Annotated in this window: 18 protein-coding genes; 11 read left to right on the top strand and 7 right to left on the bottom strand. The window is 67.2% G+C overall.

Going from position 1 to position 26101, the window contains the following annotated elements; translation table 11 throughout:
- Positions 1-276: 276 nt before the first annotated feature.
- The 9 genes from CDO44_RS09350 to CDO44_RS09310 all read left to right on the top strand — a co-directional run bounded on the left by CDO44_RS09350 (position 277) and on the right by CDO44_RS09310 (position 13490).
- The gene (locus CDO44_RS09350; protein WP_087779962.1) at positions 277-2010 is read left to right on the top strand and encodes a thiamine pyrophosphate-requiring protein; all 1734 of its coding nucleotides are present in this window, start codon (positions 277-279) and stop codon (positions 2008-2010) included.
- A gap of 16 nt (positions 2011-2026) precedes the next feature.
- A complete protein-coding gene (locus CDO44_RS09345) occupies positions 2027-2995 on the top strand; it encodes a tripartite tricarboxylate transporter substrate binding protein (RefSeq protein ID WP_158213243.1) in 969 nt (322 codons plus the stop codon).
- A gap of 103 nt (positions 2996-3098) precedes the next feature.
- Positions 3099-4646 carry a class I adenylate-forming enzyme family protein gene (locus CDO44_RS09340; RefSeq protein ID WP_087779960.1) on the top strand — a complete coding sequence of 516 codons (1548 nt, stop codon included), beginning with the start codon at positions 3099-3101 and terminating at the stop codon, positions 4644-4646.
- 65 nt (positions 4647-4711) lie between these two features.
- A complete protein-coding gene (locus tag CDO44_RS09335; RefSeq protein ID WP_158213242.1) occupies positions 4712-5698 on the top strand; it encodes a tripartite tricarboxylate transporter substrate binding protein in 987 nt (328 codons plus the stop codon).
- A gap of 36 nt (positions 5699-5734) precedes the next feature.
- Positions 5735-7417 carry a thiamine pyrophosphate-binding protein gene (locus CDO44_RS09330; RefSeq protein WP_087779958.1) on the top strand — a complete coding sequence of 561 codons (1683 nt, stop codon included), beginning with the start codon at positions 5735-5737 and terminating at the stop codon, positions 7415-7417.
- A 60-nt stretch (positions 7418-7477) separates the two neighbouring features.
- A complete protein-coding gene (locus CDO44_RS09325; protein WP_087779957.1) occupies positions 7478-8914 on the top strand; it encodes an enoyl-CoA hydratase/isomerase family protein in 1437 nt (478 codons plus the stop codon).
- Positions 8915-8948: 34 nt separating this feature from the next.
- Positions 8949-10391 carry an NAD-dependent succinate-semialdehyde dehydrogenase gene (locus CDO44_RS09320; protein WP_087779956.1) on the top strand — a complete coding sequence of 481 codons (1443 nt, stop codon included), beginning with the start codon at positions 8949-8951 and terminating at the stop codon, positions 10389-10391.
- A 30-nt stretch (positions 10392-10421) separates the two neighbouring features.
- The gene (locus tag CDO44_RS09315) at positions 10422-11834 is read left to right on the top strand and encodes a UbiD family decarboxylase (RefSeq protein ID WP_087779955.1); all 1413 of its coding nucleotides are present in this window, start codon (positions 10422-10424) and stop codon (positions 11832-11834) included.
- A gap of 63 nt (positions 11835-11897) precedes the next feature.
- Positions 11898-13490, top strand: coding sequence for a class I adenylate-forming enzyme family protein (locus tag CDO44_RS09310; protein WP_087779954.1), 1593 nt, complete (start codon positions 11898-11900; stop codon positions 13488-13490).
- A 12-nt stretch (positions 13491-13502) separates the two neighbouring features.
- Here the strand turns inward: CDO44_RS09310 and gcvA are convergent, their stop codons facing one another.
- From gcvA to CDO44_RS09280, 6 genes are all read right to left on the bottom strand, one after another.
- Positions 13503-14432 (bottom strand): transcriptional regulator GcvA, encoded by a 930-nt coding sequence (gcvA, locus tag CDO44_RS09305; RefSeq protein WP_255407795.1) that lies wholly within the window; start codon positions 14430-14432, stop codon positions 13503-13505.
- A gap of 113 nt (positions 14433-14545) precedes the next feature.
- Positions 14546-15523, bottom strand: a complete 978-nt coding sequence (locus tag CDO44_RS09300) for a tripartite tricarboxylate transporter substrate binding protein (RefSeq protein ID WP_087779952.1) — start codon at positions 15521-15523, stop codon at positions 14546-14548.
- Positions 15524-15594: 71 nt separating this feature from the next.
- Complete coding sequence (locus CDO44_RS09295) at positions 15595-16365, bottom strand: SDR family NAD(P)-dependent oxidoreductase (protein ID WP_158213240.1); 771 nt, start codon at positions 16363-16365, stop codon at positions 15595-15597.
- Positions 16366-16406: 41 nt separating this feature from the next.
- Entirely contained in the window at positions 16407-17225 is an 819-nt protein-coding gene (locus CDO44_RS09290) for an SDR family NAD(P)-dependent oxidoreductase (protein ID WP_158213239.1), read from the bottom strand.
- Positions 17226-17247: 22 nt separating this feature from the next.
- Entirely contained in the window at positions 17248-18357 is a 1110-nt protein-coding gene (locus CDO44_RS09285; protein WP_087779949.1) for a nitrilase-related carbon-nitrogen hydrolase, read from the bottom strand.
- Positions 18358-18573: 216 nt separating this feature from the next.
- Positions 18574-19590, bottom strand: a complete 1017-nt coding sequence (locus CDO44_RS09280; protein WP_087780107.1) for an isopenicillin N synthase family oxygenase — start codon at positions 19588-19590, stop codon at positions 18574-18576.
- Positions 19591-20159: 569 nt separating this feature from the next.
- Here CDO44_RS09280 and CDO44_RS09275 point away from each other — a divergent pair.
- Together CDO44_RS09275 and CDO44_RS09270 are read left to right on the top strand one after the other, a co-directional pair.
- Positions 20160-21188: an ABC transporter substrate-binding protein gene (locus CDO44_RS09275; protein ID WP_087779948.1), complete on the top strand. Its 1029-nt coding sequence runs from the start codon at positions 20160-20162 to the stop codon at positions 21186-21188.
- Positions 21185-21691 carry a nucleoside deaminase gene (locus CDO44_RS09270; protein WP_087779947.1) on the top strand — a complete coding sequence of 169 codons (507 nt, stop codon included), beginning with the start codon at positions 21185-21187 and terminating at the stop codon, positions 21689-21691. The genes CDO44_RS09275 and CDO44_RS09270 overlap by 4 nt, the downstream gene beginning before the upstream one ends.
- Positions 21692-21836: 145 nt before the next feature.
- Here CDO44_RS09270 and rpoC read toward each other — a convergent pair whose 3' ends face one another.
- Positions 21837-26096 carry a DNA-directed RNA polymerase subunit beta' gene (rpoC, locus tag CDO44_RS09265; protein WP_233146101.1) on the bottom strand — a complete coding sequence of 1420 codons (4260 nt, stop codon included), beginning with the start codon at positions 26094-26096 and terminating at the stop codon, positions 21837-21839.
- Positions 26097-26101 lie beyond the last annotated feature (5 nt).

Genomic DNA, 26101 nt, shown 5'->3' with positions numbered 1-26101 from the left:
CTTGAGAATATCCAGAAAAAAAGCGCCGATCCAGCCATGCGCGCCGCCGTGGGAAGGCCGTGTCAGTTTTTTTCACGAGCCACGCCTCCACGGTGATTTTTCCTGTCGCGAACGGGGCATGCGCGTGCCTCTCCCCCGGGCAATCCCGAAGCCTGCCACGCCGCGGATCCCGTGCCGCACGCCAATATCCGACTGGATGGTATGGCCCCTCCCCGGGGGCGCTTCCTATCATCCCGCCACGAGACCAGCCCATGCCCCGGAGGTGGCGTCCAACTCATGCAGCACGCTCTCACAGACGATACGCGCACCACCGCCGGCTTCCTGCTGGAAGGCCTGACGGAGATCGGCGTCGATTACCTGTTTTGCAACATGGGGACCGACCACGCGCCCATCATCGAAGAACTGGCGCGCCGGCGCGAACAGGGCGAAAAGGCGCCGCAGGTGATCCGCTGCCCGCACGAGAACACGGCCGCGCACATGGCCGCGGGCTACGCCCTGGTGACAGGCCGAGGCCAGGGGGTGCTGGTCCACGTCGACGTCGGCACGGCCAACGCCTCGATGGCCATGCACAACCTCTTCCGCAGCCGCCTGCCCGTTCTCCTGATGGCCGGCAAGGCACCCTTCACCTCGGCGGGAGAGCTGCCGGGCACGCGCGACAACTACGTGCACTACATCCAGGAGCCGTTCGACCAAGGCAGCCTCGTCCGCCCCTTCGTCAAGTGGGAATGGACCTTGCCTTCCGGCATCGTGGTGAAAGAAGCGCTGCGCCGTGCCCAGGCCCTCATGCAGAGCGAGCCCCGCGGTCCCGTGTACTTGATGCTGCCGCGCGAAACGCTGGCCGAACCCTGGCCGATAGACCGCGTCAAGTCCTATCCGGAGGCGCAATTCGGCGCCATCGCTCCCACTGGCGCCGATCCGCGCCAGCTCGACACCGTGGCCGAACGCCTCCTGGCGGCCGAGCACCCTATCCTGATCACCTCGTTCGGCGGCCGCAATCGCCGTACCTCGGCGGCCATCGAGCGCCTGGCGCGCCTGGCCGGCATACGCGTCTTCGAATCGAATCCGGTCAACAACATATCGCATGAAGGCCCGAATTTCTGCGGGTTCCAGCCGGGCGGCTCGATCCAGGCTGCCGACGTCGGACTGCTCGTGGACACGGACGTGCCCTGGTTCTCGCGCGACGTCCGGCCGCACGCCCGCACGTTCTGGGCGCAGGTCGACGTCGACGCGCTGAAGGCGGCCTCGCCGATGTGGAGCTTTCCCGCGAACGCCCGGATCCAGGGCGACAGCGCGCGCATCCTCGAACAATTGGCCGAGGCGCTCGAGGCAAGGTCCACGCCGGCATTCGCCGGTGCGGTCGATGCGCGCAACGCGCGCATCGCCGCCGAGAACGAGCAGCGCCGGCACAAGGCGCGGGACAAGGCCGCCGATCCGGGCACGCCGGGCCAGATCAATCCTCACTTCCTGTTCGCGGAACTCGGCAAGCGCCTGCGGCCCGAAGACATGGTCTTCAACGAAGCCGTGCGCAACTCCCCCGCCCTCATGGAACAGCTCACCCGTCCTCTGCCCGGCACCCTGGTGCGAGTCGGCGGCGGCGGGCTCGGCGCCTCCGGGGCCATGGCCCTGGGCGCACGGCTGGCCGATCCGGACCTGATGGCGGTGCAGGTGGTGGGAGACGGCAGTCTCTACTTCAACATCCCGAGCTCCGTCCTGGCCGTCTCGAGTTTCTATGGACTGCCCATCCTGACGCTCGTCGTCGACAACGCCGGATGGTCCGCGGTCAAGGAGTCGACCTTGCGCGTCTATCCGGACGGCAGTGCAAGACGGCAGGACGCCTACGAGGCCGAACTGCCGGGCAACGCGGACTTCGCCAAGCTGGGGGAGGCGTTCGGCGCCCATGGCGAACGCGTCGACGACCCGGCGCAGGTCGGCGCCGCACTCGATCGATGCATCCAGGCGGTCAAGACGGGACGCTCCGCCGTCCTGCATGCCAAGGTCGTACGGATCTGACTTCAAGGAGATCATCATGAATAGCCAGACACGGCGAACGACGGTTGCATTGCTCGCGGCGGCGGCGCTGCTCGCCTGCCCGCCCGGCTCGGAAGCCGGCGATAGCTACCCGTCGAAGCCCATCCAGATCATCGTGCCCTACGGGCCCGGCGGATCGACCGATTTTGCCGCGCGCAATCTCGCAGTGGGACTGGAACGCAAGCTGGGACAGACGGTGGTGGTCGTCAACCGGCCGGGCGCCAGCGGCACGATAGGCGTCATGTCGGTCGCGCGCGCGGCGCCGGATGGCTACACGCTGCTGCTGGGGCTGAATACGGAGATGGTCATCATTCCGCAGGTGCGCAAGGTGTCGTACCAGCCCGGTGACTTCGAGCCGATTGCAATCGTCGGTTCGACGCCCCTGGTGCTCATCGGCCGGAAGAGCTTCAAGGCCGCCGACTTCCAGGCCTTGCGCGAAGAGATCGCCCGCCAGCCGGGTAACTACAATTTCGGCGGCGCGGTCGGCAGCCCGGCCCACCTCGCGGGCGAATGGCTCAAGCGATCCACGGCGCTCGACATCAAGCACGTGCCCTACAAAGGCGGCGCGCAAGCGGCCAACGACGTGGCGGGCGGGCACCTGGACCTGTACTTCTCGGGGATCCTCCCGTCCAAGGCCCTGATCGATGCCGGCGAAATCAAGGCCTATGCGGTAACCAGCGCCACCCGGTCGCCCACGCTGCCCAATGTCCCGACTTTGAAGGAAGCCGGCCTGGACGACTTCGTTCTTTCCAACTGGAGCGGCCTGTTCGCCCCGCGCGGCACGCCGGCGCCGATACTGTCATTGTTGAGCGGCAAGGTCCGCGAAGTCCTGCGCGATCCCGGGTTCCAGGCCGCGATGGCCAAGGAGGGCATCGATATCCCGGACACGGGCTCGCCCGGGGCATTTCTCGAGGAAGAACAGGGAAAATTCAGCCGGCTCATCAAGACACTGAATCTGGCCCTCTAGAAAAAATCCGACTCCGGGGTAGGTCGCAGGACTGGGCGGTAGGGTCTCGGCAAGCCCCCCTCTCTATCATTTTCTGCATCGTTTCCCACCGGCAGATGCAGGCGTGCTGACCCTTCCCCATCTACTGAAAAACACCGTCCAGGCCTACGGCCGGCGCAAGGCGATCATCGATCCGTCGGGCGACCTGAGCTGGAACGACTATCTCGACCGCGTGGCCCGCACCGCCGGCATGCTCCGGGAACTGGGCCTGAACCCCGGCGATCGGTTCGCCACGCTGTGCCGCAATTCGGTGGACCATGCCCAGTTGCTGCTGGCGGGCTTCTGGTCGGGCGTCGTACCGGCGCCGCTGAATTTCCGCCTGGCTCCCGCCGAGATCGCCGCCATGCTGGAAGATGCGCAGTGCAAGGCCGTCATGCTGGACGACGACTTCATGCCGCTCCTGGAGCAGCCGCCGCTGGCCTCGTGGCGGTCGCGGGCCATTCGCGTCCGGTTGCGGGGCGGGTCGGCGGAGCTTGCGACCATGGCGGACCTGCTCCGTGCCAGCCCGCGCGCATCCGCCCATGGCTGCCAGGAAGGCGACGAGGCACTGTTGCTCTATACCGGCGGCACCACCGGGCGCGGCAAGGGCGTCAGGCTCACGCATCGCAACATCGTCGCCAACGCGCTGCAGCTGGCCCGCGTGATGTCGCCTTGCCCGGACGACGTCTACCTGCACGTCTCGCCGATGTTCCACTCCACCGACCTGAAGGCCACCGTCGTCACGATGTTCGGAGGCGGCCATACCTACCTGAGCGAATTCTCGCCCCGGGGCGTGCTCGAGGCCATCGAGCAGCGCGGCGTCACGATCGCCAGCCTGGTGCCCACCATGATCATCGGCATTCTCAAGGAAGCCGGCGTGGACCGCCACGACCTGTCCCGGCTGCGGCTGATCAGCTACGGCACCGCGCCCATGGACGAACAATCGCTGCGCAAGGCCATGGACCGCTTCGCTCACGTCGGCTTCCACCAGTGCTATGGCCTGACGGAAACGTCTCCCTACCTGGCGATCCTCGACGAGGCGACCCATCGGTTCGCGCTGCGCGAACGGCCCGAACTCCTGAAGTCCGCCGGCCGGCTGCTGCCCGCCACCTCCATCCGGTTTCTCGACGATGACGGCAACGAGGCCGCGCCCGGCCAGCCGGGCGAGATCGCCGTGTCCGGGCCGCAGGTGGCGGCCGGCTATCACAACCGGCCGCAGGAAAACGCGGCGACCTTCCGGGACGGCTGGCTGCACACGGGCGACATCGGCCGCCTGGACGAGGACGGCTACCTGCACGTTCTCGACCGCAAGAAAGACATGGTGATCACAGGCGGCGAGAACGTCTACACGCGGGAAGTGGAATCCGTGCTGGCCCTGCATCCGGACGTGGCCGATGCCGCCGTCGTCGGCATACCGGACACCAAGTACGGCGAGGCGCTGCTGGCGGTCGTCGTGCCTTCGGCGGCGCGCCCGGCGCCGGCGGAGATCATCGAGTTCTGCCGGCGCCATCTCGGCGGATACAAGATCCCGCGGCAATTCATGTTCGTCGACGCGCTGCCCCGATCGTCGCTCGGCAAGGTCCGCAAGGACGAGTTGCGGCGAGCGTATCTCGAGACCAGGGAAACCCGCTGACACGCCGGCCGACCGCCGGCATGGGCGCCATGCCGCCCGAAGAAATCGATAACGAGGAGACTTCCATGCACCGATTCCGTCAACGCACCTGGTGGGCCGGCATCCTGCTGGCACTGCTCGTCCCGGCGTCGTCCCAGGCCGCAGAACCGGCCTGGCCGCAAAGGCCGATCCGGCTGCTGGTTCCCTACGCCGCCGGCGGCTCGACCGACATCGCGAGCCGCCTCATCGCGCAGAGACTGTCGCAAACCCTGGGCCAGCCGGTGGTGGTCGAGAACCGGGGCGGCGCCGCCGGTTCGGTGGGAGCGGCGTATTTCGCCAAATCGTCGCCCGACGATCATTTCTTCATGATGATCACGCCGTCCCAGTTGTCGATCAATCCCTATCTGTACAAGACGGACCTGGGCTACGACGCCGAAAAGGACTTTGTTTCGATCGGGCTCGCGACCCAGACGCCGAACGCCATCGTGGTCTCGCCGTCGCTGAAGGTGACTTCGCTCAGCGAGCTCATCGAGCATGCCAGGGCCCATCCCGGCAAGGTGGCGTACTCCAGCGCCGGCATAGGCAGCACGGGCCATCTGCTGAACGAATTGATCAAGACGCTGGCCAAGATCGAAATCCTGCACGTTCCCTACCGCGGCAACGGCCCGGCCATGCAGGCCCTGCTGGCGGGCGAGGTCCAGTTCAACACCGACAACCTTCCGCAGCTGCTGCCGCAGATCCAGGCCGGCAAGGTCCGCCCCATTGCCGTGACCTCCAAGCAGCGCTGGTTCCAGCTTCCCGACGTTCCCACGGTTACCGAGGCGGGCTATCCGAACCTCACCACCAGCGTCTGGTTCGGCATGGTCGGGCAGGCCAGCCTGCCCAGGCACGTCGTCGCCCGCATGAACCAGGCGCTCAACACCGTCCTGACCGACCCGTCCTTCGTGGAGAAGCTCAAGGAAGTCAGCCTGGAAGCCAACCCCAGCACACCGGAGGAAATGGCGGCGCACGTGCGCGCCGAGGCCCGGCGCTGGTCGAAGGTCATCAAGGAATCCGGCGCGACCGCCGACTGACCCGCCATCTCCATCCATCCGCATCCGGAGCATCCGATGTTGCAAGTCCCTTCCCTGCGAACCGGCGGCCAGATCCTCGTCGATGCGCTCAAGATACACGGCGTCGACCACGCCTTCTGCGTACCCGGCGAGAGTTTCCTGCCCGCATTGGACGCGCTGCACGCGTCCAGCGACGCCATCAGGACGATCGTCTGCCGCCAGGAGGGCGCGGCGGCGCACATGGCGGAGGCCTACGGAAAACTGACCGGCAAGCCCGGCGTCTGCCTGGTCACCCGCGGACCGGGCGCGACCAATGCCAGCATCGGCGTGCACACCGCAAGCCAGGACTCGACGCCCATGGTCCTGCTCGTGGGGCAGGTGGGCACCCGGCTGCTGGAGCGCCAGGCCTGGCAGGAGATCGACCTGCGCAGCGTATTCGGCTCGCTGGCGAAATGGGTCACGCAGGTCGACCACCTGGAACGCTTGCCCGAGATGATGAACCGGGCGTTCCAGGCCGCCGTCTCGGGCCGCCCGGGCCCCGTCGTCGTCGGCTTGCCCGAGGACGTGCTCTACCGGCACCTGGACCTGCCCGACAGCCGGCCCTTCGTGCCGGTACAACCGCAGCCCGGCGTTGCCGACCTGGCACGCCTGCGCGAACTGGTCGAGCTGGCACGGCGCCCGCTCATGATATTGGGCGGAGGCGGATGGAGCGCCGAAGCCTGCGCGGCCATCCAGGCTTTCGCGCAGGCCTTCCAGCTGCCCGTCGGCACGGCCTTTCGCCGGCAAGACCTGTTCGACAATGCGCATCCCGGCTATGCCGGCGACATCGGGGTCGGGATTGCCGAATCGCTGGCGCAGCGGGTTCGCCAGGCCGACCTGATCCTCGCGGTAGGCGCGCGCCTGGGCGAAACCACGACCGCGGGGTACACCTTGCTCGGCGTCCCCTCGATGGAGGCCCGGTTCGTCCATGTCCATCCCGATATCGGCGAACTCGGCAAGGTCTATCGGCCCGACCTGGCCATCAATGCGGGCATGGCCGAATTCGCGCTCGCCGCGGCGAGCCTCGAGCCACCACGGCACCCGGCGTGGGCCGACTGGACGCGCTCCGCCAATGCAGACTATTGCGCGACGCTCGTCCCCCCTTCCATGCCGGGGAGCTTGAACCTGGCCCAAGTCGTCCGGCACGTGCGCGACCGGCTGCCCGCCGACGCGATCGTCACCAATGGCGCGGGCAACTACACCGGCTGGGTCCACCGCTTCTTCCAATACCGCGGCTTTCGCACCCAGCTCGCGCCCGCCAGCGGCGTCATGGGCTACGGGATTCCGGCCGCCTGCGCCGCGGCGGCCATCCACCCGGACCGGCGAGTGGTCTGCTTTGCCGGCGACGGCTGCTTCCTGATGAACAGCCAGGAACTGGCGACCGCGAAGCAGTACGGCTTGCGCGTGATCTTCATCGTCGTCAACAACGGCATGTACGGCAGCATACGCATGCACCAGGAGATCCACTATCCCGGCCGGGTCTTCGGCACGACGCTGGAAAATCCGGACTTCGCCGCGCTGGCGGCCGCCTATGGCATCGCCGGCTACACGGTGGAAAAGACGGAAGACTTCGCGGCGAGCTTCGACCGTGCGCTCGCCGCCCCGCACGGGGCCTTGATCGAACTGCGCATCGACCCCGAGGCCATCACGCCGCGCACGACGCTGAGCGAGCTGCGCGCCCGAAGCGAACGACACCGCTGAGATGCGGCCCCTCGTCCGGCGCACCCCGCGGTCCCATCCATTGCATGAACGGAGCATGACATGATCGAACACATTCCCCTGAACGAACGCCAGCAACGGATCGACGCGTCGGGGTTGCCGCGGGACGCGACCTCGCAGTTCCTGCAAGCCGCCCGGGCATGGGAGGAACGGCCGGCGCCGTCGACGCTGGATGAGGACTCGGCCCTGGTCCGATCCGTGTGCCGCCAGGGACGGCAGCTGCTGAGCCGCCTTCCGCTCAAATCGGCCCGCGACGCCACGCAGAAGGACGTGGCGCACGTGATCTTCCACCTGATGGCCGACGCAGCGTGGCGCTTCTTCCGGCACCATGCCCACCCCCTTTACCGGGACCTGACGAACAACGGGACGCGGCCGCTGCGAGTGGATGAACTGGCCTGGCAAGCCGCGGCGCGGCTGCCCGGCATCCTGCCCAGCGAAGAGGAACTGCGGGCGGAAAGCGAACTGCTGCAAAAGGACAAGGACGGGCTGGAAATCAACCAGGGCCTTTTCTTCAGCCACCTCTTTACCGACCGGGCCATCGGCTCGCACCTGATACGAACCATGCTCAGGCCCTTGCCGCAGTCGTTCGAATACCTGGACGAATTCCGCAAGACCGGGCGCGTCCAGCTGGACAAGGCATTGGTCGAGGCCAAGGCCCAGGCCGGATTCCTGACGTTCCAGAACCTGCGCTACCTGAATGCCGAGGACGACACCACCATGGTGCCCTTTGAGATGGCGACCGACCTCATCCTCATGCATCCCGACCTGCGGCTGGGCGTCATGCGCGGGGGCGTGGTCGACCACCCGAAGTATGCCGGCCGGCGCGTGTTCTCGGCCGGCATCAACCTGACCCACATCTATCGCGGCAAGAAATCGTACCTGGGTTTCCTGACCAAGAACATGGGCTTCTTCAACAAGGTCCACCGCGGCATCCTGCCCCCCGGGCCGGACAGCCTGGACGCACCGCTGGACGAGCCCGAATCCACCGTCGAGAAACCGTGGGTGGCGGTCATCGAAACGTTCGCGATAGGCGGCGGGTGCCAATTGCTGCTCGTGGCCGATTACGTGATCGCGGAATCCGGCTCCTTCTTCAGCCTGCCTGCGCGCAAGGAAGGAATCATTCCCGGCCTCGCCAACCTGCGGCTGCCGCGCTTCACGGGCGAGGCGCTGGCGCGCCAGGCCATCATGTTCGACAAGCTGTTCAAGGTGGAGACTCCCGAGGGCCGCACGCTCGTCAGCGAAGTGGTGCCGCCCGGGGAAATCGAACAGGCGGTCGAACGCTGCGCGGCCAACGCGCTGGGCGCCGGCATGGTCAGCATCAGCGCGAACCGCAAGGCGCTGCGCGCCCAGGCCGAGCCCATGGAGGTCCTTCGGCAATACCTCGTCACCTACGCGCGGGAGCAGGCCTTCTGCCACCTGAGCGAAGACCTCATCAACAACCTCGAAAAGAACTGGAACGCCAAAGAGCGCAAGCTCTGACGGCTTTCCGGACCGCGTCCCCAGAGAGGCATGCATGTCCATCGAACATCCGGATCTGAAACTCTACATCGACGGCCAATGGATAGGCGGCGAGGGCCGCGACACCATCCCGGTCGTCGACCCGGCCACCGGGCAGCCCATGGGAGAGCTCCCCTCGGCCACGCCGGCGGACCTGGACCGGGCGCTGCAGTCGGCGGCCGCGGCCTGGCCGGGCTGGAGCACGACCCCGGCAGTGGAACGCGGCCGCATCCTGCGGCGCGCCGCAGAACTGATGCGCGGCCGCCGGGACCGCATCGCGCGTCTCCTGACGCGCGAGGAAGGCAAGCCGCTTGCCGAGGCCCTCGTCGAGGTCGACGGCGCCGCCGCGCACATCGAATGGATGGCCGAGGAGGGACGGCGAGGCTACGGGCGCATCGTCGGCGGACCCGCCGGCATCCGGCAGAACGTCCTGAAACGCCCGATAGGCGTGGCCGCCGCCTTCTCGCCCTGGAACTTCCCGGCAACCACGCCGGCCCGCAAGCTGGGGGCATCCCTGGCGGCGGGATGCTGCTGCATACTCAAGGCTCCCGAAGAGGCGCCGGCCACGGCGATCGAGATGGTCCGCGCATTCGCCGAAGCCGGCGTGCCCCGCGGCGTGATCAACCTGGTATGCGGCGTGCCGGCCGAGATTTCCAGCCACCTCATCGCATCGCCTGTCGTCCGCAAGGTGTCCTTCACCGGCTCGACCGCGGTCGGACGCCAGCTGGCTGGGCTGGCCGCCGCAGCGATCAAGCCCATCACCATGGAGCTGGGCGGCCATGCTCCGGTCCTGGTTTTCGACGATGTCGACGTGGACGCGGTCGTGCGCCTGTGCGTCGCCAGCAAATACCGCAACGCCGGCCAGGTGTGCGTATCGCCGACCCGCTTCTACGTGCACGAGCGCATCTATGAACACTTCGCCGGCGCCTTCGCCCAGGCGGCCGCGGGGCTGAAGATCGGCCCCGGCCTGGACGAGGGAACGCAGATGGGACCGCTGGCGAACACGCGACGGCTGGCGGCGATCGAGAACGCGGTGGCCGACCTGAAATACGCCGGCGCCCGGCTGGTCGCGGGCGGCGAGCGTCTCGACCGGGCAGGAAACTTCTTCGCCCCCACGGTGTTCTCGGACGTGCCGGCCCAGGCCCGCGCCATGCGCGAAGAGCCCTTCGGCCCCATCGCCTTGCTGCTGCCCTTTCGCGACGAAGAAGCCGTCATCGAACAGGCGAACGCGCTTCCCTACGGATTGGCGGCCTACGCCTTCACTCGCGACGGCAGCCGGCAGTTGCGGCTTTCCGAGAGGATGGACACGGGCATGCTGGGCCTGAACACGTTTTTCATCAACGGGCCGGAAACGCCGTGGGGCGGTGTCAAGGAAAGCGGCTACGGCAGCGAGGGGGCCACCGAAGGTCTCGAAGCCTACCAGACCACCCGCCTCGTCGTGCAAACCTCCCACTTCTAGTTCCTTTTCTCTCGCCCTCAGGAGTGCTCCATGGCAGATGCCGCACACACCGGACCACGCAACGGCTCCCCGCCCGTCACGACGCTGCGCGGATGGCTGGACCGCCTGGCCGCCAACGACAGGCTGGCGCTCATCCAGGCAGGCAAGTCCCTGCGGTTTGAAATTGCCGCCATCGCCTCGAAGCTGGACGGCCGCCAGGCGACGTTCTTTCCTTCCCCGGAAGGCCATCGCATCCCCGTGCTCTCGGGCATCGTGTCGCGGCGCGAGTGGATCGCCGACGCGATGGGCGTGGCCCCCGCCGGCCTGCTCAAGCGCTATCAGCAGGCGGTGGGCAACCCGATGCCTTGCGAAGAAGTGGGCGAGGCGCCGGTGCAGGAGGTCATCCATCGCGGCGATATCGACATCGGCAGGCTGCTCCCCGCCCCGATACACAACGAGCACGACGGAGGCGCCTATCTCACCGCGGGCCTGCTGATCAGCAGCAATCCCAACACCGGCCGGCAGAACGTGTCGATCAACCGGTGCCACCTGAAGGGCGGAAACCGGATGGGCGTCTCGGTCTCTTCGCGCGACACCGGCACCTTCCTGAGTCTCTGCGAGAAAGCCGGCAAGCCCTTGCCGATCGCGATCGCCATCGGCGTGGATCCGCTCACGCTCATGGCGTCGCAGGCCATCGTGGCCATGGACCAGGACGAGCTCGAGGTCGCCGGCGCGCTGCGGGGCGAGCCGGTGCGCGTCGTCAAGTGCCTGACCAATGAGCTGCGCGTTCCGGCCGAGGCCGAGATCGTGCTCGAGGGACGCATCCTGCCCAACGTGCGCGAGCCCGAGGGTCCGTTCGGGGAATTCACGCAGTACTACGGGCCGCGAGGCGACCGCTTCGTCATCGAGATCGATGCCGTGACCCACCGGCGATCGCCGCTATTCCACACCATCATAGGCGGCGGCACGGAGCACATCCTGCTTGGCGCGGTCGCGCGGGAAGCCAGTTTCCTCACGACCATGCAGCGCATCTTTCCCAACGTGACGAACGTGCACCTGGCCCCCGGCGGGGTCGGCCGCTACCATTTGTACGTGCAAATGAAGAAGCTGCACGAAGGCAGCGCCAAGAACGTCATCTTCAGCGCCTTCGCCATGCATCACGACGTCAAGCAGGTCATCGTGGTGGACGAGGACATAGACATCTATGATCCGCAGGAGGTCGAATGGGCGGTCGCCACGCGCTTCCAGGCGGACCGGGACCTGGTCGTCGTGGGCAACTGCCGGGCCTCCAGGCTGGACCCCACGTCGCGGGGCGGGATCGGATCCAAGCTGGGACTGGACGCCACCAAGCCGGTCGACGCCCCGCCGGAACAGTTCCTGCGCATCGGCGTGCCGGGAAGCGATGCGGTCGACGTCGAGGCGGTAAGATCGGACATTGCCCCCGGCTCGTGGCGCGAGGCATAGACCTCCTGCGCGCTTACGCGCAGGCTTTCATTCGATGTACCTCGACGTGACGGGAGTCCACGCTTGCTGACGCTTCCCGACCTCTTGCAGAGCACGGCCCGGGCGCATGGGCACCGGGCGGCGATCCATGCGTCGGCCGGCAGCCTCAGCTGGAGGCAGCTCATCGAGCGCGTCGCACGCAACGCCGGCATGCTTCGGTCGCTGGGGCTGCATCCGGGCGAGCGGTTCGCCACGCTTTGCCGGAACTCCGTCTCGCACGCCCAGTTGCTGCTGGGCGGGTACTGGTCCGGCATCGTGCCGATTCCCATGAATTTCCGGCTCACCGGCGGCGACATCGCCTGGATGCTCGAGCAGTCGGGCTGCCGGATGCTGATGGTGGACGAGGAACTCGCCTACCTGCTGGACCAGGCGCAGCTTGCCCCATGGCGCGGGCGAGCCGTCTGCGTGGGCGCCGCTCCCGACGCCTCCGGCATTCCAAGCACGGACGCCCTGCTGGCCGAGGCGCGACCGGCCGCGCCGCATCCGGTACGGGAAGGCGATCTTGCGTTGTGTCTCTATACCGGCGGCACCACCGGCCGCGGCAAGGGAGTCCGGCTCACCCACCGCAACATCGTCGCCAACGCGCTGCAGCTCGCCCGCGTGATGGCACCCGCGCCGGAGGACATCTATCTCCATGTCTCGCCCATGTATCACTCGACGGATCTCAAGGCGACCGTGGTCAGCATGTTCGGAGGCGCGCACGTCTACCTGAAGGACGCCTCCCCCGAGGACGTGCTCGATGCCATCGAGCGCCACGGCGTCACCATCGCGAGCCTGCTGCCTGGCATGATCGTCCGCATCCTCAGGGAAGCCTCCGTCGACCGCTACGACCTGCGCAGCCTGCGCCTGATCAGCTATGGCACCTCGCCGCTGGACGAGCCCACCCTGCGCGCCGCGATGGCCGCCTTCCCGCACGCCGGTTTCCACCAGTGCTATGGCCTGACGGAGACCTCGCCCTACATTGCCATCCTGGACGAGGCGGCGCACCGCCGGGCCGTGACGGATCGCCCCGAGTTGCTCAAGGCGGCCGGCAGGGTCCTGCCCGGCACGCGGCTCACGCTGCTCGACGATGCCGGCAACGAGGTGCCGGCCGGTGGGACCGGCGAGATCGTCGTGTCGGGACCGCAGGTCGCCGACGGCTATCTCGGCCTTCCCGAGGAGGAGACCCGGGTTTTCCGCCAGGCAGCATTCCATACCGGCGATATCGGCCGCATCGACGACGACGGCTTTCTCTACATCCTGGACCGCAAGGTGGAAGTGGTCGCCGCGCGCGGCATGAACGTCTATACGAAGACGGTCGAGGACATCCTGTGCCAGTGCCCCGGCATTGCCGAGGCCGCGGTGGTGGGCGTGCCCGATCCCGTATCCGGAGAGGCGCTGCTGGCCGTGCTGGTCCCCGACGGCCTTGCGCCGCCCCTGCCCGCCATCGCGGAGTTCTGCCGTGGCCGCCTGCCGGCCGGCCAGGTTCCGGGCCAGTTCATGTTCGTGGACGGCCTGCCCCGCACGCCGCTGGGAAAGGTCAAGAAGCAGGAACTGCAGGAGGCTTACCGCTCGCAGCTGGAAGTCCACGGCGCCGGCGCGCCGGCCCGGCGTCGCTCGCGCCCGGGAAGAGCCTGACTGCGGCGCCGGTCAGGTGCTCCAGCCTCGCGACCGCATCCACGCCGCCAGCGACTGCTCGGTATCGGCTCCCTCGCCGGCCAGCCAGTCGCAGAAGGTGCGCACCGCCCGGCTCTCCGCGGGAAGGTGGGGATGACTGGCATAGTAGGTGCGCCGCTTGATCGGCGGCGTATCGAGCGGCACCGCCAGCCTGCCCGCGATGATGTCGTCGATGACGAGGAACAGCGGCACCAGCATGACGCCCAGGCCTTCCATGGTCGCCTGCAGCGAGAAATACATCTGCTCGAAGCTCAGGATGCTCGCCGGCCGGACGTGGTTGCACCCCACTCCATGCAGCCATTCCGACCAGGAGTACGACTCCGTGGCATAGCTCAGCAAGGTATGCCGCGCCAGGTCTTCCGGCCGCTCCAGCCCCGGCCATTCCAGCAGGTCGACGTGGCAGACGGGCACGACCATCTCGCTGACCACGGGTATCGAATTGCAATTGGGCAGCGGCGCGTAGGCGCTGCGTATGGCGAGGTCGTAGCCGTGCTCCTGGAAATTGACCGGCGCGATCGACGTGGTCAGGCGCACGTCGATTTCCGGCCGCCGCCGCTGGAAGCGCGAGAGCCTGGGAATCAGCCAGCGCATCATGAAAGTAGGCGGCGCATTGATGCGCAGGCCGGCCCTGGCCGACCGCTGCCGGGCCTGCATCGATGCCACGGCGATCAGGTCCAGCCCCATCGTCACCTGCTCGAGGTAGTCCCGGCCGGCCTCGGTCAATGCCAGTTGCGATGCCGACCGCAAGAAAAGCGGCACCCCCAGCCAGGCCTCGAGCAGCGCCACCTGCCGGCTGACCGCGCCATGCGTGACGTGCAATTCTTCGGCCGCCTTGGTGAAATTGACATGCCGTGCGGCAACCTCGAACACCCTGACGGCATTCATCGGAGGCAATTTTCTCATGGTCGCCGGATATTGCCATGAGCGGCCGCCGCAGCCAATCGGCGTCATCGCCTATCCTGGCGCCTTCCCCGGCCCCGCGCCCGCGATACGGCCGGCCAGGGGATCCCGGCGGATCAATTGCCTATCCGCAGGTTCAGGTCATTGATCACCTTGGTCCAGCGGGACAGCTCCTCGCGCTGAAAGGCGGCGAACTCGGCCGGCGGCATGAGTGGGCTCATTTCGTAGCCGACCGCCACGCAGCCCTCCTTGAACTTCTCCGACGCCAGCACCTTGGAGACGGCGCGATACAGCCTGTCGGCAACGGCGGCGGGCGTCCCGGCGGGGGCGTAGAGGCCGATCCACGATGCGCTTTCGAAATCCACGCCTTGCTCGATCACCGTGGGAACGTCCTTGACGAAACCGCTGCGCTCCTTGCCCGTCACGGCCAGCGGGCGCAGCTTGCCGGCCCGGATCTGCGGCAACGCATCCGACACCGAAGATACCAGGACCTGGACCTCGCCCGAGACCGCGGCGAGAATGGCCGGGCCGGACCCCTTGTAGGGCACCTGCTGGATGTCGATTCCGGTCTTCTGCTTGAAAGCCTCGAACGCCACCTGATGCGGCGACGAAGGCGACGCATAGAAGAGGCGGCCCGGCTTGGACTTGGCGAGCTTGACGAGATCGGCCAGGGAATGGACGGGCAGGCCCTGGGGCACCGAGAACAGCAACTGGCTGTACCCGATCATCGTGATCGGCACGAAGTCCTTCGTCGGGTCGTAGGCCAGTGCCGGCTTCAGGCCCGGGTTGTAGGCCATCATGCCGCTCGAACCGCTCAACAGCGTGTAGCCGTCGGGAACCGCCTTGGCCACGAACTGCGCCGCAATGGCACCGTCGGCCCCCGCCTTGTTCTCGACCACCACGGGCTGGCCCAGTTCGGCCCGCAGGTGCTCGGCAAGCAGCCTTCCCATGACGTCGTTGCCGCCGCCGGGCGCGAAACCTATCACCAGCGTCACGGGTTTGTTCGGGTAGTCCTGGCCGGCCGCCCAAGCCGCCGTCGTCACGCAAAGCGCCAGCACGCCGCAAGCGCCTGTCCATCGCCGGTTGCCATTCATGATCGTCTCCAACGGTGTAGTTATGCGTCCGGCCCCGGTGGTCGTCCCGGTTCGTGCCGGCGGTGGCCGGGTCAGCTCATCGCGCCTCCGCCATCGACGGGCAGCGCCACGCCGGTTATGTACGAATTCTCGGGCGCCACCAGAAAGAGTGCCGCCCGCGCCATTTCCTCGGGATTCCCGAGTCGCTTGATCGGCCGTACCTGCCGGTTCATCTCGGCATAGGAATCGGCGACGATGTCGGGGTTGCGCGCCAGCACGCCCTGCCAGAGAGGGGTGCTGTCGATTGGGCCGGGACAAATCGCGTTCACCCGGATGCCGTCCTCGGCATGCGCCACGGCCAGCGCCCGCGCCAGCATCAGCAGGCCGGCCTTCGACGCCGAGTACGCCGGGGACTGCCGGGACGGCCGCAATCCCAGGCCTGATGCCGTGAAGAGAATGGACCCGCCTCCCGCGCGGCGCAAATGCGGCAGCGCGTACTTGGCGCCGAAGAACCCTGCCTTCAGGTGTATGTCCATGACCTGGTCGTACTGCGCTTCCGTCGTATGCTCGAGCAGGCCGGGCCCGGCCACGCCGGCATTGTGGAAGAACACGTCCAGGCGGCCATAGCGGCGGACCGTCTCGTCCACGGCGTCGGCGATCCGTCCGGTCTGGCGCAGGTCGCATTCCACGAAGCAGGCCTGGCCGCCCTCTTTTTCTATGTCCGCCACGGTGCGTTCGGCATCGGGCCGGTTGATGTCGGCAATGGCGATCCGGGCCCCCTCGCGCGCGAAAAGCAATGCACTGGCCCGCCCGATGCCCGTGGCGGCACCGGTGATGAGGGCGACCTTCGAATACAGCAGCATGAGTGGCTCCATTCCATCATGAAACGGGTTCGCGCAGCGCGTCAGCCGGCGCCGGCGAGGTCTCGAAAGGCGGGCCGGCCATCCCGCGTCATCCACATCTGGCCGCCGGCGCAGTCCATCACCGTTCCATTGACGAAGGCGGCGGCGTCCGAGGCCAGGTAAAGCGCCATGTCGGCCACCTCGTCGGTGGTACCCATGCGCGCCAGCGGCACGTTGGACAGCAATTGCTCCAGTTGTTCGGGCCGCCGGTTCAACGAGGTGCGCGGCGTCTCGATCAGGCCCGGGGCCAGCGCGTTGACCCGCACGTGCGGCGCCAGCTCCATGGCCAGCGACCGCGTCAGGCTGATGACCGCGGCCTTGGCCGCCGAGTACGCCGGCATCCCGGGGAAGGGAAACTGCCCTGTCAGCGACGCCATGTTGACGATGCAGCCATGTCGCTGCTCGAGCATCAGCGGCGCCACCGATCGCGTGCACAGGAAGACGCTCTTCACGTTGGCCGCGAAGGTGTCGTCCCAGTCCCGCTCGCCCAGCTTGCAGACGCGTCCTATCCTGAAGGTCGGCCCGCTTGCGCCGCCGGCGTTGTTGACCAGCACGTCGATGCGGCCGAACGCATCGCGCGCGGTTCGCGTCATGCGCTCGACCGCCTCGGTGCGCGTGACGTCGACCTGGACGGCAACCGCCTCCCCCCCGAGAGCGCGGATCTCGGCGCCGACCGACTCCGCCCGGTCCGGGTCCATGTCCGCCACGCAGACCCTGCCGCCCAGCCGCGCCAGGCCCAGGGCGATCGCCCGGCCTATGCCGCTGCCCCCGCCCGTCACGACGGCCGTCCTGCCGCGGAATGACAATTCCGACAATCTCATCTGTGCGCCCTTTCTCTCCCCGTCAGGCGATATCGCCGCGCGGGCGGACATAGATGCCCTCTTCGACGAAGCGCTGGATGGGCTGCGCGCGAGAGCGGTCCGCCTGGTCGGTGGGAAGCCGGTCCGCATACATGTTGACCGGATACAGCGGCTTGTCGTACATGTGGCGGAAAGCCTCGCTGCGCACCTGCGTCAGCCAGTTGTGGCGCGGATCCATGCGCCGGCGGCGCAGCGCCTCGAGGCTGATCTGCGCCGCGGTCACGGTCTCGCCGGGATAGTTCACGTGCTGCACGATCGCGCCGTGGTAATCGATCACCATCGAGCCGCCGGGATAGGAATTGGCCGGATTGCCGCGCACGATCAGGTTGCCCGGCGCGCAGGCCGCCACGTACATGGTGTTGAACGCGGCGTGGGCGCGATTGGTGACTTCCCACAGGTCTTGCGGCGGCGACCCATCCGGCTCGGCCATGCCGCTCGACCTGATCATGACCTCGCAGCCCTGCAAGGCCATGGCGCGCGAATGCTCCGGGTAGAACGCCTCGTTGCAGATCAGGTAGCCCAACTTGCCGATGTCGGTCTCGATGACGGGGAACATGCAGCTCAGCACGTCGCCCTTCTTGCGGCCGTACTTGCCGTCCATGGCCTCGATATAGCGGTCCCATACGTCGTGCGGGCTTACGTCGTCACGCCCGCTGTAGGGCAGGTAGGGACAGTACTTGTGGCGCTTGTAGATCACCTCGCCGCTGGGGTCGATGATGAACGCGGCGTTGAACGCGAACTCCGTGCTGATCTCCGGAATCACCTCGTGCGCGCTGCCGGCGATGTAGGTCTTGTACTTGCGCGCCTGCTCGGCCAGGAGTTCGATCTCGTCTCCGGGAATCCGTATCGCCATGTCCTTGGCGACCTTGGTGAACAGGTTCGAATAGGGTTCCGGATTGTTGTTCCAGCCCTGCATGAAGACCTCCGGCAGCACCACCAGCTTGAGCGGCGCGTACTCGCGGAATGCGAGCCGTGTCGGCCCATAGCCGAATATCTCGATGATGCGGTCGAGGTTGGCCTTGCGGATATCGCGCCGATGGTCGATGCCTACGCGGTTGGTCTGCATCAGGACGATGGAATACAGGTCGGTCACTGTCGCTCCTTTGGATGCTCCGGGGGGGCCGGTTCGCGCCGGCTCCGCGGTTTCTCTTCTGTAGGCGCAGTGTGCATGCCCGGCCTTGCGCCGGCCAATCGAGATATTTTTAGGGACCTTCAGGAAAACTCACAGCTCGCGGCGGGTGAAAAAAACCGGGCCCTGTGCAGGACAGGACCCGGCCCCCGCGGACGCCGGCACCCGGCGCCGCGCCTTTCAGTACCGGTTCGAGAAATTCGCCGAGATCCGCTGCTTCAGGTATTCGGCCGCGGTGATCGGCGGATACTTGCGGGCGGGCCCCTCGATCACCACGTCCTCGTTGGCCTGGCAGAAGAACGCGAGGCTGTAGCGGGCCCCCTGGTACTCGTGCGGCTGCGGATTGCGCACGCGGTGGAAGTTCGACGGCAGCGCATCGTCGCTCCAGCGCATCAGCATGTCGCCGATATTGCAGGTGATGACCCCCTCGACCGGCTCGACCGGTGTCCAGGCGCGGCTCTCGGCGTCCTTGCCCGGCAGCACTTGCAAGCCCGCCTGGCCCGCGCGCTGGAACAACAGCGTCAGGCAGTCGTAGTCGGTGTGGGCGCCGGCGCGCCACAGGCCCAGTTCGTCCTTGAGCGCGGGGTCGACGGCGAAGTAGTGCAGCATGCGCAAGGTGCTCTGGTAGGTTGCGGGAGCCGGATCGTGGGCGCGGGTGAAGAAGTCGGGCGCAAAACCCAGCTTCAGCGCAAAGCAGGACAGCAGCCGCATCCCGACCTCCCAGCACTGGCGCTCGAACCGCAAGGTGGCCTCCTTGAAGCCGGGCAGCTCGTCCTCGGTCGGCCACAATCCGTCCATGCGCGGACGCGTCACCTGGTAGGACTCCTTCTGGTCCGGCGTACGGGTGGACGGCCGGATCTGGGCCTTGTGCTCCCAGCCGGCGTTACGGGTCAGCGGCCATTGCGCCTTGGTCTCGCGCGGCAGGGCGAAGAAGCGCTCGGCGCGCACGAACGCGGCCTCGATATCGGACAGCGGGATGCCATGGTTCTTGACCTGGAAGAAACCGATCTCGGTCGCGGCGCGCCAGAGCTCGTCGGCGATCTCGGCGTGCCGGCGGTCGAAATCGGCCACGTCGATGATGCGGATCTCGCGCTGGGTTTCCTGCCCCATGCCCCCCATGCGGGATTCCTTTTCGAGCTCTCCCAGCCCATAGCCGGAGGGAACCTGGAGGGACGGCGTGGCACTCGTGGTTTTCATGATGACATCCTCGTCGAAGAACAAGGGACATCGACCACTACCGGGCATCGAGCGGGGCGGTCGTGTCGCGCTTGAAGGTTGACATGGCCGCCCCGCGGGAGCGTACCCCGCGGCGCGGCCTCTTCAAGAGCAATGACCCGCCAATCGGACCGGACGGCGCCGGGCGATTGCGCTGAACGCTTCTACTCTTTCGGCCCGCAGTCATGCAAGAACCGATCCAGGGGCATCGGCTCGTGCCCTCCTGGCGTGCCGTGCCGCTCCGCCGCCGCGCTCACCAACTTTGTGCAGCGGGCGCCGCACCGGCAGGCCTTTTGCACCAATCGAAGACACCGGCACGGGGACGGCGCGGCGAAGCGTCGCGCGCCGGGATCATCGTCGCTTGCCGGCCTTCCCGGGGGAAGGCGCGCCGGCGACTCCCGATGGCACACCCCTTGCTTGATCGATCGCAGAGTAGAAGCGTTCAGCGCCGGCCATGCGCCAGCGCCCGGAAATTGCTCGAGTCGCGCCGGACAGGCTTGCCGCAGGCATGTCCGGGAATTCTCCATTCCACGACACGGGACCTCCATCAGATGAACCGCCGCCAGTTCCTCGCCACGCTGTCCGCTTCCGCCCTCGCCGGGGCACATGCCCGCCCGGTTCTCGCCCAGCCGCGCAGCCTCACTCCGATCAAGTTCACGCTCGACTTCCGCGTCACCAGCCAGACCTCGCCCTTCTTCCTGGCGCTGGCCAAGGGCTACTACAAGGAGGCCGGGCTGGACGTGAGCATCGACGTCGGCTCGGGATCGGTCGCCTCGATCACCCGCGTCGCCAGCGGCGCCTATGACCTGGGCCTGGGCGACATCAGCTCGCTGGTGGAATTCCACGCGCAGAACGTCGGCGCGCCGGTCCAGGGCGTCTACCAGTACTACAACCGCGCGCCCTTCGTCATCATCGGCCGCAAGGACCGCGGCATCACCACCGACTTCGCCAGCCTCCGCGGCAAGCGCGTCGCCGCCGCGGCAGTCGAGTCGACCCGCCGGTGCTGGCCCATGGCGGCGCGCCAGCTGGGCATCGCGCCCGACCTGTTCCAGTGGATCACCACCGACTTCAGCACCCGCGACAACGTCATGGTCCGCGGCGACGTGGACGCGGCCACCTATTTCCACGACTCCGCAGTCTCGCTGTTCGCCCGCATCCCCCGGCAGGAACTGGCGGTGCTCGAATACGCCCGGACGGGCCTGAGCCTCTATGGCAACGCGGTGCTGGCCAGCCGCCGCCTCATCGCCGAGAAGCCGGAGGCGATCAAGGCCTTCCTGGCCGCGAGCAACCGGGCGCTGGCCGAGACGCTGGCCGACCCGGCTCCCGCTCTGGCCGCCATCAAGGCGCGCGAAGCCATCATCGACCTTACCGTCGAACGCGAGCGCTGGGACATCACGCGCCGCTACCTCGCCACCGACGAGACGCGCGCCCATGGCCTGGGCAGCGTGCGGACCGACGTGCTGCAAAGGCAGATCGACGAAGTGGTCGCCGTCTTCGGCCTGCCGGCCAAGCCGTCGATCGGCCAGATCTTCGATGACAGCCTGCTGCCGCCCGCCCAGCAGCGCAAGGTGCCGGCATGACACCCGCGTTGCCCGCCGAACAGGCGCTGGATGAGGCTGACGGCATCCACCTGCGCCGGGCCATCGAGCTGGCGAACGTCGCCCGGTCGCGCGGCAACCGCCCCTTCGGCTCGGTGATCGTCGGCGCCGATGGCACGGTGCTGGCCGAAGCCTGGAACCGCAACGGGGAAACAGGGGATTGCACCGCGCATGCCGAAACCGAAGCCATCCGCATCGCCAGCCCCCGCCATTCGCGGGACGAACTGGCCGGCGCGACGATCTACGCCTCGGGCGAACCCTGCGTGATGTGCGCGGGCGCGATCTACTGGTCCAACATCCGGCGCGTGGTGTTCGGCATCGATGCAGTGCGGTTGCGCGTTTTTCGCGGTGAACGACTGGACCAGCGCGATGCGGAACTGTCGTGCCGCGACGTGTTCGACGCCTCGCCGACGGCCATCGAATGCATCGGCCCGGCGCTGCTGGACGAAGCGGCCGCCTCCCACGAAGGCGGCTGGAAGACCTGAGCGGAAGCCGCCGCACGGGGGCAGGAAAGCCCACCTGCCGCCATGAGGCGGCAAAAGAAAAAAGGCCTGGGTCCGGCGCGATGCCGGACCCAGGCCTTCAACACTCCGGCCAGGCGAGGTCCCGAGGGCCCACGCCGCACGCCGCTTACTCCTGGCTGCCGCCTTCGGGCTCGTCTCCCGACGGCGTCGAGGTGACGCTTTCGGCGGGCGTCTTGAAGATCTCGCTCTCGTCGAACGTGTTGCCCACATCGGCAAACACCACTTCGCGCTCGGCGGCCTCCTGGGCTTCCTTCTCCTTGCGGGCGGCGTGGTAGGCCATGCCGGTACCCGCGGGGATCAGGCGACCCACGATGACGTTTTCCTTCAGCCCGCGCAGGTCGTCGCGCTTGCCCATGATGGCGGCTTCGGTCAGGACACGCGTGGTTTCCTGGAACGAAGCGGCCGAGATGAACGAGTCGGTCGACAGCGAGGCCTTCGTGATGCCCAGCAGCACGTTCTCGTACGTGGCGGGACGGCGGTTGTCGGCGTTGACGCGGTCGTTCTCGTTGAGCATTTCGGCGCGCTCGACCTGCTCGCCCGGGATGAACGGCGTATCGCCCGGATCGACGATGTTCACGCGGCGCAGCATCTGGCGGACGATCACTTCGATGTGCTTGTCGTTGATCTTCACGCCCTGCAGACGGTAGACGTCCTGCACTTCGTCGACGATGTAGGTCGCCAGCCGCTCGATGCCCTGCAGGCGCAGGATGTCGTGCGGATCGGCCGGGCCGTCCACGATCATTTCGCCCTTGTTCACCACCTGGCCGTCGTGCACCAGCACCTGCTTTTCCTTGGGAATCAGGAACTCGTGGCTGACGCCGTCCAGGTCGGTGATGACCAGGCGCTGCTTGCCCTTGGTGTCCTTGCCGAACGAGACCGTGCCGGTGACGTCGGCCAGCATGCCGGCATCCTTGGGCGAACGGGCTTCGAACAGCTCGGCCACGCGGGGCAGACCGCCGGTAATGTCGCGAGTCTTCTGCGACTCCTGCGGGATCCGCGCCAGCACCTCGCCCACGCCGACCTGCTGGCCGTCGCGGACGGTGATGAGGGCGCCGACCGGGAAGGAGATGCTTACCGAGTGATCGGTGCCGGCAATCTTGACTTCCTCGCCGTTGGCGTCGAGCAGCTTGACCTGCGGACGCACGGTCTGCTTGCTGCTGCTGCGCGTCTTGGGCGTGATCGCGACCAGGGTCGACAGGCCGGTGACTTCGTCCAGCTGGCGAGCCACCGTGACGCCTTCCTCGACGTTCTCGAACTTGATCGTGCCGCCGTGCTCGGTGATGATCGGGCGGGTCAGCGGATCCCACGTCGCCAGCTGCGCGCCGGCCTTGACGGCCGTGCCGTCGCCATGGAGCAGGATGGCGCCGTACGGCACCTTGTGGCGCTCGCGCTCGCGGCCGTTGTCGTCGACGATCAGGATTTCGCCCGAACGCGAGATGGCGACCTGCTCGCCCTTGGCGTTGGTCACGTAGCGCATGGCGCTGGTGAAGCGCACCGTGCCGTTGGACTTGGTTTCCACGCCCGAGGCCAGCGCCGCACGCGAAGCCGCGCCACCGATGTGGAAGGTACGCATCGTCAGCTGGGTACCGGGTTCACCGATGGACTGGGCGGCGATCACGCCGACCGCCTCGCCCACGTTGACCAGCGAACCGCGGCCAAGGTCGCGGCCGTAGCACGCGGCGCACAGGCCATGGCGGGTTTCGCAGGTCAGGGCCGAACGGACCTTGACCTCGTCGATGCCCAGGCGCTCGATCACGTCGACCGCGTCTTCGTCCAGCAGCGTGCCGGCCTCGAACACGGTTTCCTGCGTGTCGGGATCGACCACGTCCGCGGCCGCGGTGCGTCCGAGGATACGGTCGCGCAGCGGCTCGATGACTTCACCGCCTTCCACCAGCGCCTTCATCGCAAAGCCGAAGGTCGTGCCGCAATCTTCCTCGGTGATGACGAGGTCCTGCGTCACGTCCACCAGGCGGCGGGTCAGGTAGCCGGAGTTCGCGGTCTTCAGCGCCGTGTCGGCCAGGCCCTTACGCGCGCCGTGGGTCGAGATGAAGTACTGCAGTACGTTCAGGCCTTCGCGGAAATTCGCGGTGATGGGCGTCTCGATGATGGAGCCGTCGGGCTTGGCCATCAGGCCCCGCATGCCGGCCAGCTGGCGGATCTGGGCCGCGGAGCCGCGGGCGCCGGAGTCGGCCATCATGTAGATCGAGTTGAACGACTCCTGGCGGGTGGCGTTGCCGTGGCGGTCGACGACGGGCTCGGTCGAGAGCTGTTCCATCATCGCCTTGCCCACGCGGTCGCCGGCCTTGCCCCAGATGTCCACCACGTTGTTGTAGCGCTCCTGCGAGGTCACCAGGCCCGACGAGTACTGCTTGTCGATTTCCTTGACCTCTTTGCTGGCCTCGGCCAGGATGCCTTCCTTGGCGGACGGGATCAGCATGTCGTCCATGCAGATCGAGATACCGCCGCGCGTGGCCAGGCGGAAGCCCGACTGCATCAGCTGGTCGGCGAAGATCACCGTGTCGCGCAGGCCGCAGCGGCGGAACGACTGGTTGATCAGGCGCGAGATTTCCTTTTTCTTCAGCGGCTTGTTCAGCACCGCGAAAGGCAGGCCCTTGGGCAGGATCTCGGACAGGATCGCGCGGCCGACCGTGGTTTCGAAACGGCGCAGCACGGGCTGGTATTCGCCGTTCTCGTCACGCTCGTACTCGTTCAGGCGCACCGTGATGCGCGACTGCAGCTCGACCGCCTTGTTCTCGTAGGCGCGCACGACTTCGGCCACGTCCATGAAGTGCAGGCCTTCGCCCTTGCCGTTCACGCGTTCGCGGGTGGCGTAATACAGGCCCAGCACGATGTCCTGCGAGGGGACGATCGAGGGCTCGCCGTTCGCGGGGAACAGGACGTTGTTGGACGCCAGCATCAGCGTGCGGGCTTCCAGCTGGGCTTCCAGCGACAGCGGGACGTGGACGGCCATCTGGTCGCCGTCGAAGTCGGCGTTGAACGCCGCGCAGACCAGCGGGTGCAGCTGGATGGCCTTGCCTTCGATCAGCACCGGCTCGAACGCCTGGATACCCAGGCGGTGCAGCGTCGGGGCGCGGTTCAGCATGACCGGGTGCTCGCGGATCACCTCTTCGAGGATGTCCCACACCACCGGTTCCTGCGTTTCCACCAGCTTCTTGGCCGCCTTGATGGTCGTGGCCAGGCCCATCATTTCCAGGCGGTTGAAGATGAAGGGCTTGAACAGCTCGAGCGCCATCAGCTTGGGCAGGCCGCACTGGTGCAGCTTGAGCTGGGGGCCCACCACGATCACCGAACGGCCCGAGTAGTCGACGCGCTTGCCCAGCAGGTTCTGGCGGAAGCGGCCGCTCTTGCCCTTGATCATGTCGGCCAGCGACTTGAGCGGACGCTTGTTGGCGCCGGTCATGGCCTTGCCGCGGCGGCCGTTGTCCAGCAGCGAGTCGACGGCTTCCTGCAGCATGCGCTTTTCGTTGCGCACGATGATTTCGGGGGCCTTGAGTTCGAGCAGGCGCTTCAGGCGGTTGTTGCGGTTGATGACCCGGCGGTACAGGTCGTTCAGGTCGGACGTGGCGAAGCGGCCGCCGTCCAGCGGCACCAGCGGGCGCAACTCGGGCGGCAGCACGGGCAGCACTTCCAGGATCATCCAGTCGGGCTTGATGCCGGACTTCTGGAAGCCTTCCAGCACCTTCAGGCGCTTGGAAATCTTCTTGATCTTGGCATCCGAGCTGGTGGCCTGGAGGTCGGCGCGCAGCGTCTCGATCTCGCGGTTGATGTCGATCGTGCGCAGCAGTTCGCGCACGGCCTCGGCGCCCATCACGGCGCGGAAATCGTCGCCGTACTCTTCCGTCTTCGCCAGGAAGTCGTCTTCCGACATGATCTGGCCGCGCTTGAGCGGCGTCATGCCGGGGTCGATGACGCAATAGGCTTCGAAGTAGAGCACGCGCTCGATGTCGCGTAGCGTCATGTCGAGCACCATGCCCAGGCGCGACGGCAGCGACTTCAGGAACCAGATGTGAGCGACCGGGCTGGCCAGCTCGATGTGGCCCATGCGCTCACGGCGAACCTTGGCCAGCGTGACTTCCACGCCGCACTTCTCGCAGATCACGCCGCGGTGCTTGAGGCGCTTGTACTTGCCGCACAGGCACTCGTAGTCCTTGATCGGACCGAAAATCTTGGCGCAGAACAGCCCGTCGCGTTCGGGCTTGAACGTGCGATAGTTGATCGTCTCGGGCTTCTTGACTTCCCCGAACGACCACGACCGGATCTTCTCCGGCGACGCGATGCCAATGCGAATGGCGTCGAACTGTTCTTCTTGCGTGACTTGCTTGAACAGATCCAGCAGCGCTTTCATGGCGA

Origin of the sequence: Pigmentiphaga sp. NML080357 (genome assembly GCF_002188465.1) — a bacterium.
GTDB lineage: Bacteria > Pseudomonadota > Gammaproteobacteria > Burkholderiales > Burkholderiaceae_B > Pigmentiphaga.
Note: the sequence above shows the minus strand (reverse complement) of the source record. Positions and strands in the feature narration are given on the sequence as shown.

What these genes read in the sequence shown, in the direction of transcription:
- CDO44_RS09350 (WP_087779962.1), top strand. Translation starts at nt 277, where the DNA reads ATGCAGCACGCTCTCACAGACGATACGCGCACCACCGCCGGCTTCCTG.
- CDO44_RS09345 (WP_158213243.1), top strand. Translation starts at nt 2,027, where the DNA reads ATGAATAGCCAGACACGGCGAACGACGGTTGCATTGCTCGCGGCGGCG.
- CDO44_RS09335 (WP_158213242.1), top strand. Translation starts at nt 4,712, where the DNA reads ATGCACCGATTCCGTCAACGCACCTGGTGGGCCGGCATCCTGCTGGCA.
- CDO44_RS09330 (WP_087779958.1), top strand. Translation starts at nt 5,735, where the DNA reads ATGTTGCAAGTCCCTTCCCTGCGAACCGGCGGCCAGATCCTCGTCGAT.
- CDO44_RS09325 (WP_087779957.1), top strand. Translation starts at nt 7,478, where the DNA reads ATGATCGAACACATTCCCCTGAACGAACGCCAGCAACGGATCGACGCG.
- CDO44_RS09320 (WP_087779956.1), top strand. Translation starts at nt 8,949, where the DNA reads ATGTCCATCGAACATCCGGATCTGAAACTCTACATCGACGGCCAATGG.
- CDO44_RS09315 (WP_087779955.1), top strand. Translation starts at nt 10,422, where the DNA reads ATGGCAGATGCCGCACACACCGGACCACGCAACGGCTCCCCGCCCGTC.
- gcvA (WP_255407795.1), bottom strand. Translation starts at nt 14,432, where the DNA reads ATGAGAAAATTGCCTCCGATGAATGCCGTCAGGGTGTTCGAGGTTGCC.
- CDO44_RS09300 (WP_087779952.1), bottom strand. Translation starts at nt 15,523, where the DNA reads ATGAATGGCAACCGGCGATGGACAGGCGCTTGCGGCGTGCTGGCGCTT.
- CDO44_RS09295 (WP_158213240.1), bottom strand. Translation starts at nt 16,365, where the DNA reads ATGCTGCTGTATTCGAAGGTCGCCCTCATCACCGGTGCCGCCACGGGC.
- CDO44_RS09290 (WP_158213239.1), bottom strand. Translation starts at nt 17,225, where the DNA reads ATGAGATTGTCGGAATTGTCATTCCGCGGCAGGACGGCCGTCGTGACG.
- CDO44_RS09280 (WP_087780107.1), bottom strand. Translation starts at nt 19,590, where the DNA reads ATGAAAACCACGAGTGCCACGCCGTCCCTCCAGGTTCCCTCCGGCTAT.
- CDO44_RS09275 (WP_087779948.1), top strand. Translation starts at nt 20,160, where the DNA reads ATGAACCGCCGCCAGTTCCTCGCCACGCTGTCCGCTTCCGCCCTCGCC.
- CDO44_RS09270 (WP_087779947.1), top strand. Translation starts at nt 21,185, where the DNA reads ATGACACCCGCGTTGCCCGCCGAACAGGCGCTGGATGAGGCTGACGGC.
- rpoC (WP_233146101.1), bottom strand. Translation starts at nt 26,096, where the DNA reads ATGAAAGCGCTGCTGGATCTGTTCAAGCAAGTCACGCAAGAAGAACAG.